At 67.0% G+C, this 4,681-nt stretch carries 5 protein-coding genes, 1 pseudogene and 1 riboswitch; of the genes and pseudogenes, 3 read left to right on the top strand and 3 right to left on the bottom strand.

Annotated features, from left to right (window positions below):
- On the top strand, positions 1 to 125 hold a 125-nt coding region (locus tag AC1DBQ_RS22095), incomplete at its 5' end, for an integrase core domain-containing protein (RefSeq protein WP_476928456.1).
- A gap of 18 nt (positions 126 to 143) precedes the next feature.
- Here AC1DBQ_RS22095 and AC1DBQ_RS22090 read toward each other — a convergent pair.
- On the bottom strand, positions 144 to 1,460 hold the full coding sequence (locus tag AC1DBQ_RS22090) for a bifunctional o-acetylhomoserine/o-acetylserine sulfhydrylase (RefSeq protein ID WP_476930549.1): 1,317 nt from the start codon (positions 1,458 to 1,460) through the stop codon (positions 144 to 146).
- 61 nt (positions 1,461 to 1,521) lie between these two features.
- Positions 1,522 to 1,637: riboswitch (SAM riboswitch) on the bottom strand.
- A 154-nt stretch (positions 1,638 to 1,791) separates the two neighbouring features.
- On the opposite strand from AC1DBQ_RS22090, the gene AC1DBQ_RS22085 reads away from it, so the two are divergent.
- On the top strand, positions 1,792 to 2,430 hold the full coding sequence (locus AC1DBQ_RS22085; protein ID WP_091249549.1) for a VOC family protein: 639 nt from the start codon (positions 1,792 to 1,794) through the stop codon (positions 2,428 to 2,430).
- Between the two features lie 181 nt (positions 2,431 to 2,611).
- Here AC1DBQ_RS22085 and AC1DBQ_RS22080 read toward each other — a convergent pair whose 3' ends face one another.
- On the bottom strand, positions 2,612 to 3,379 hold the full coding sequence (locus tag AC1DBQ_RS22080; RefSeq protein WP_476930548.1) for a CPBP family intramembrane glutamic endopeptidase: 768 nt from the start codon (positions 3,377 to 3,379) through the stop codon (positions 2,612 to 2,614).
- Positions 3,380 to 3,524: 145 nt separating this feature from the next.
- Here AC1DBQ_RS22080 and AC1DBQ_RS22075 point away from each other — a divergent pair, with 145 nt between their 5' ends.
- The gene (locus AC1DBQ_RS22075; protein WP_476930547.1) at positions 3,525 to 4,181 is read left to right on the top strand and encodes a histidine phosphatase family protein; all 657 of its coding nucleotides are present in this window, start codon (positions 3,525 to 3,527) and stop codon (positions 4,179 to 4,181) included.
- A 10-nt stretch (positions 4,182 to 4,191) separates the two neighbouring features.
- On the opposite strand, the pseudogene AC1DBQ_RS22070 reads toward AC1DBQ_RS22075, so the two are convergent.
- Positions 4,192 to 4,681 (bottom strand): annotated as a pseudogene (locus AC1DBQ_RS22070) (phenylacetate--CoA ligase family protein); the annotation flags it as partial.

The following is a 4,681-nucleotide window of genomic DNA, read 5'->3' as shown; positions in this document are numbered from 1 at the left end:
ACAAGAACGCCTACAACTCCAGCGACCACCGCACACACGCCTTGACCGGCTGGCTAGACTTCTACAACCACCGCCGCAACCACAGCGCCCTCGGAGGACGACCACCCATCAGCAGATGTAACTAACCTCTTGGCTGAGTACAGCTAGGCGCTCTTGGCCGCGCGGAATCCGGCGTCGAGGTCCGCGAGGATGTCGTCAATGTGTTCCAGGCCGACCGAGAGCCGCACCAGGCCGGGGTTTACGCCGGCCACGGCCTGCTGCTCGGGCGAGAGCTGGCTGTGGGTGGTCGACGCCGGGTGGATCACGAGGGAGCGGACGTCGCCGATGTTCGCGACGTGCGAGTGCAGCTCAAGGGMATCGACGAAGCGTTTGCCGGCCTCCGCTCCCCCGGCGATGTTGAACGCGACGACGGCGCCGGTCCCCTTGGGCCCGTACTTGCGCCCGCGCTCGTACCAGGGGCTGGACGGCAGCCCGGCGTAGGCGACGGATTCGACGTCGTCCCGCGCCTCCAGCCATTCGGCCACCTTGGTGGCGTTGGCCACGTGGCGTTCAACGCGCAGGCTAAGGGTCTCGATGCCCTGGGCGATGAGGAAGGCGTTGAACGGGGACACGGCGGAGCCGAGGTCGCGCAGGAGCTGGACCCGGGCCTTGAGGATGTAGGCGAGGTTGGCCCCGAGCGCGCCGCCGGCGCCGAGGTCGCGGGCGTAGACCAGTCCGTTATAGGTGGGGTCCGGGGTGTTGAAGCCGGGGAACCGCTCGGGGTCCTTGCCGAAGTCGAACTTGCCCGAATCCACGATCACGCCGGCGATCGCGGCACCGTGGCCGCCGAGGTACTTGGTGGCCGAATGGACCACGATGTCCGCTCCCCACTCGATCGGCCGGATGAGGTAGGGGGTGGACAGGGTGTTGTCGACAATCAGGGGCACGCCGGCCTCGTGGGCCACCTTGGAAACGCCCTCGATGTCCAGCACGTCCTGGCGGGGGTTGGAGACCACTTCGCCGAAGAACAGCTTCGTGTTGGGCCGGACGGCCTCGCGCCACTGGTCCAGGTTGTCGGGGTCCGCAACGAAGGTCACGGAGATGCCGAACTTCTTCAGCGTGTGGGCGAGCAGGTTGTAGGTGCCGCCGTAGAGACTGGGGCTGGCGACCACGTGGTCGCCGGCCTCGGCGATGTTGAGGATCGCGAAGGTCTCGGCGGCCTGGCCGGAGCTGAGCAGCAGGGCAGCAAGGCMGCCTTCGAGGCTGGCCACGCGCTGTTCCACCGCGTCCTGTGTGGGGTTGCCGATCCGGGTGTAGATGGGGGCAAGTTCGGCGAGGGCGAAGCGGTTCGCGGCACTTTCGGCGCTTGGGAACACGAACGACGTCGTCTGGTAGATCGGGAGGGACCGGGCGCCGGTGGCGGAGTCGGGCTCCTGGCCGGCGTGGATCTGGCGGGTTTCGAAGGACCAGGCAGTGGACATTGTTGCTCCTGTCGGGACTGGGCACAGCACCGTCCGGGGCCATCGGCCCGGGCCGGCACAGGCGCCGCGCTTGCCCTCCGGCGGGCGCCGGACGGCCAGGTCTTCACCCGGGGCACCCCACCGCGATACGAGGGTTGCCGGCCAGCAAGCCGGGGCTGTGCGCTGGCGCTCATGACCTTGCTTCAGTGTAGGAATGGCGGCAGGCCGCTGGATAGCTTTATGACGAACATGAAGACGACGGGCACGCGGGCCTGCAGTCACCCCATGACATCCCATGACAGTAAGGCAAGCCTAAGCTGAGAGGTCCATCACAAAGTGCCAAGATGAGGGCATGCGCATGGATCACGTTTCTTACGCCTGTGAACACGATGGCTTGGCAGCCACCACTGAACGTATTGCGTCTGCCCTCGGCGTCGAAGCCGTGAAGGGTGGAGTGCACCCCCGTTTCGGGACACGCAACATGATTATCCCGCTCGCGGGACACAAGTATGTCGAGGTCGTGGAGGTCCTGAACCACCCGGCATCGGACAAGGCCCCCTTCGGCCAGGCAGTCCGGGCACGCTCCGAGGCCGGCGGCGGCTGGATGGGCTGGTGCGTCGAGGTTGACGATCTCGGACCGTTCGAGGAGCGGCTGGGCCGCGCCGCCGTGAACGGCAACCGGAAGTTCCCTGACGGCCGCGAACTGGTCTGGAAGCAGATCGGCATCCTGGGCCTCATCGCCGACCCGCAGGTGCCCTACATGCTCAAGTGGGAGGGTGACCCGGAGCTTCACCCCTCCAACGCCTACGCAAGCGACGTCAAGATGTCCGCGCTGACCATTGCCGGTTCGGCAGAGCGCGTCACGGAATGGCTTGGCGAGCCCGTGGAAAAGCCGCTGGAAGACGTGGCCGTGAACTGGCTCGCGCCGCACGGCACGCCCGGAATCCTCTCCGTCACCTTCGAGACCGCCTCCGGGGCCGTCACGATCTAACGCTCCGCCTGCCCCACACTTCGGCCGCCATCCCGCGGGTGCCAATGATGTCACCCGCGAGACGGCGGCCGATATTATTTTAAGGCCGCCTGCGGCTGTCCGGCCCGGACGGAGGCCTGTCAGCCTGTCAKCCCGGGGTCGTCAGCTCAAGCCCGGAGTCGTCAGCCCAAGCCAGGGGTCGTCAGCCCAGGCCCACGGCCTTGCCGAACAGGCTGAATCCCACGAACGCCACGGTATCCAGGATGGCGTGGGCGATCACGAGGGGCATCACCCGCTTGGTGCGGGTGTAGACGAGGGCGAAGACCACGCMCATCACGGCGTTGCCGATGAACGGCCCGAACCCCTGATACAGGTGGTAGCTGCCGCGGAGCAGGGCACTGGCGGCGATGGCCGCCGGCGTGCTCCAGCCCAGCTTCCCGAGCCGGTCCAGGAGATAGCCCACCACAATCACTTCCTCCACGATCCCGTGCCGGATCGCGGATAGGACGAGCACCGGAACCGTCCACCAGTAGGCGTCCAGGGCGCTGGGGATGATCGCCGTCGTGATCCCCAGCGCCCGGCCGGCGGCGTAKAGCGCCAGGGACGGGATGCCGATGGCGGCGGCGAGTCCMAGTCCCTGCAGGAGGTCCTTGCCGGGTCGGGCGAAGTTGAAGCCGATCCTCCGGAACGCCRAGGTGCCGTGTTCTCCGGMCGGCCAGCGCTCGGTGAGGAAGTAGATCACCAGGGCCACCGGGACTAGGGCGAAGAGGATGTCCAGCAGCTGGTAGGTGAGGTCGAAGTATTCGCGCGTGCTMTGCGAGCKGTTCAGCGTGGACGTGCCCTGGGCCAGCGGCGCCGTGGTCATCTTGTCCAGCAGCTGCACCACGGAGTACACCGCGGACTGCCCCAGCGACAGTCCCAGGACAATCAACACTTCGAACCGCAGCCGACGGCGGGAGGGAACCAACATGTTCCTATCTTGCCTGCCGTTGCCGATAGTTTGCTGGTGCCCCACCTGTTGCCCAGGCGGTGGCGGCCGTGCGGGGTTTTGCCTGCGGCACCTGCTTCCGGGAGCCCTATGCTTGKGGTTTATGAGTGCGCCCCGGAAAATCATCATGATCCGGCACKGCCAGTCCGCCGCCAATGCCGACACCTCGATCTACAACCGTGTTCCGGACTACCGGATTCCGCTGACGCCGCTGGGGCTGGAGCAGGCGACGGCGGCCGGTKAGGAGGTCCGGCGCCAACTGGACGGCCGCCCGGTGTGCGTCTATGTTTCCCCGTACCTGCGTGCCTACCAGACCCTCGAGGCGCTCAACCTCGGGCCGCTCGTGGAACGGGTGATCGAGGAACCGCGGCTGCGGGAGCAGGACTGGGCCAACTTTCAGATCGCCGGCGACATCGAGGACCAAAAGGAGCTCCGCAACGCCTACGGCCACTTCTTCTACCGMTTCCGCGAGGGCGAGTCGGGCTCCGATGTGTATGACCGGATTTCCTCCTTCATGGAGACCCTCTACCGGCACTGGTCAAAGCCCAGCTATGCCTCGAACGCGCTGTTCGTGACCCACGGGCTGACCATGCGCCTCTTCTGCATGCGCTGGTTCCACTGGTCGGTGGAGTACTTCGAATCCCTGAACAACCCGGAGAACGCCGAGGTCCGCACCCTGCTGCGCACCGCGCGGGGCAAGTATKAGCTCKACAAGCCGTTCACGCAGTGGGAAAAGAGGCGCGTGGACGAGACCGTCCTGGACGCCCCGCCGATGGTCTTCTAGCTGCCGCCATTCAGTCAGGAACCCGGGCGATCACCTGCCGGAACTTCCCGCTCGTGCCGCTCTGCTCTGGCGGCTCGGCCGCGCGGACGACGTCGACGTTCCCCAGTTCCAGCCCGGMGAGRTACTCCGACAGCCTCGCGGAGGCCGCGCGCCACACCACTCMGGCATCGGCACCGGGTTCGGGTTCCAGCCGGAGGCGGATGGTTGCCGGTCCTGTCTGAACCAGCTGGCTGCGGTGCAATCCGGGCGTTTCGTMGACGACGGATCCGATGGCGAGCGGAAGAACAAGGAGCGCGKTCCCGTCGGCGGCAACGAGCCGCAGGACGTCGTCGCGGCGGCCGGCGACCCGGATGGCGGGCAGCGGGTTGCCGCATTCGCACGGACCGGTCTTTGCCAGCACTGAGTCGCCGAGGTCGTAGCGAATCAGCGGCTGGACCCGGTTTGCGAGGTTGGTCAGCAGGACGGTGTGGGACGGCTCCCCCGGGGGAGTAGGCCGGTAG

The organism is Arthrobacter sp. 10T413_2, from assembly GCF_056394205.1.
Note: the sequence above shows the minus strand (reverse complement) of the source record. Positions and strands in the feature narration are given on the sequence as shown.

What these genes read in the sequence shown, in the direction of transcription:
- AC1DBQ_RS22085 (WP_091249549.1), top strand. Translation starts at nt 1,792, where the DNA reads ATGCGCATGGATCACGTTTCTTACGCCTGTGAACACGATGGCTTGGCA.